Origin of the sequence: Streptomyces fildesensis, from assembly GCF_016107395.1 — a bacterium.
Taxonomy (GTDB): domain Bacteria; phylum Actinomycetota; class Actinomycetes; order Streptomycetales; family Streptomycetaceae; genus Actinacidiphila; species Actinacidiphila fildesensis.
Genome location: NZ_JAAIKO010000129.1, coordinates 1 through 1,177, shown reverse-complemented (window position 1 = coordinate 1,177; position 1,177 = coordinate 1). Strand labels below are relative to the sequence as shown.

At 66.0% G+C, this 1,177-nt stretch carries 2 protein-coding genes; both read left to right on the top strand.

The genetic code is table 11. The features are described 5' to 3' along the window. Nucleotides 1-61 precede the first annotated feature (61 nt). The gene (locus tag C6N31_RS42205; RefSeq protein WP_138359669.1) at nt 62-673 is read left to right on the top strand and encodes a helix-turn-helix domain-containing protein; all 612 of its coding nucleotides are present in this window, start codon (nt 62-64) and stop codon (nt 671-673) included. Further along, nucleotides 559-1,177: IS630 family transposase (locus tag C6N31_RS42200; protein WP_198359616.1), on the top strand; the 619-nt coding region annotated here is incomplete at its 3' end. The genes C6N31_RS42205 and C6N31_RS42200, both read left to right, overlap by 115 nt.

Below are 1,177 nucleotides of genomic sequence, written 5' to 3'. Positions count from 1 at the left end.
TAGTGCTGAATTCCTCAACTTATGGGTATACACGGTGTGTTGAGGAGTGCGCTGGGGGTGGATGGTGCCGACATTGCTGCGGGCTCGGCCTGCTTCGGGTCCGGATGAGGCGTTGATGATCGACCGGCTGACGAGGGCTCGGAAGGCACCGGCTGACCTGGTGCTCAGAGCACAGATCATTGTTCTGAGCTGGGACGGTCTGCGGGTGGCGGCGATCGCCGTGGAGCTGGGGTGTCATGCGAAGACGGTGCGGTGGTGGCTGCACCGTTTCAATGAGCTGGGGGTGGAAGGGCTGGAGGACCGGCCGGTCGCGGGCCGGCCGCGCCGGATCACCGAGGCCGAGAGGTCCCGGATCATCGCGCTGGTCAGACAGGAGCCACCGGGACGTCTGACCAGGCACGAGGACGGCGAACTGGCGGCGCAGGACGAGTCAGGGGCACCGCAGTGGACACTCGACGCCCTGGCTGAGGCTGCCCGCCGCGGCGGCATCGAAGTGGGCCGGTCCCAAGTCCGCAGAATCCTGGTGGCCGAAGGCGTCCGATGGCGCCGCACCCGTTCCTGGATCCGCTCAAAGGACCGGGATTTCGAGGGAAAAGGACGCGGGTCGTCGGCCTCTACACCTGCCCGCCCGAAGACGCGACGGTCATCTGCGTCGACGAGCTCGGACCGGTAATCCCGCGCACCTTCCCGCCGGCGCCGGGCTGGTCGCCGGATGGACATCGCATCAAAGCAGAACTCGACTACGGCCGCGGCCCGGAGAAAACCTGGGTCTACGGCGGCCTCCGCATCCGCGACGGACAGCAGGTCACCATGACCGCTCCGTCTCGCAATAGTGCCTTCTACCAGCAGTTCCTCCAACGCATCGAGGAAGCCAACCCTGCAGGCGACATCTATGTGGTGACCGACAACCTGTCCTCGCACAACAGCCTCTCGACCCGAACCTGGCTCGAGGACCACCCCCGCATTCACCACGTCTTCATACCCGTCAGCGCTTGCTGGCTCAACCTCCAAGAAGGCTGGTGGCGCATCTTCCGCAAAGTCGCACTCGCCGGCCACAGCTTCGCCGGACCCGACGAAATCACCCACGCCACCGAACTCGCGACAACCCAACTCAACGCCCGCGCCAAACCCTGGATCTGGGGCAGACCCGCCCCACCCACCCGACACCTACGCCGAC

Bases quoted from the DNA above. Each gene is read 5' to 3' on its own strand.
- C6N31_RS42205 (WP_138359669.1), top strand. From the start codon at position 62: ATGGTGCCGACATTGCTGCGGGCTCGGCCTGCTTCGGGTCCGGATGAG.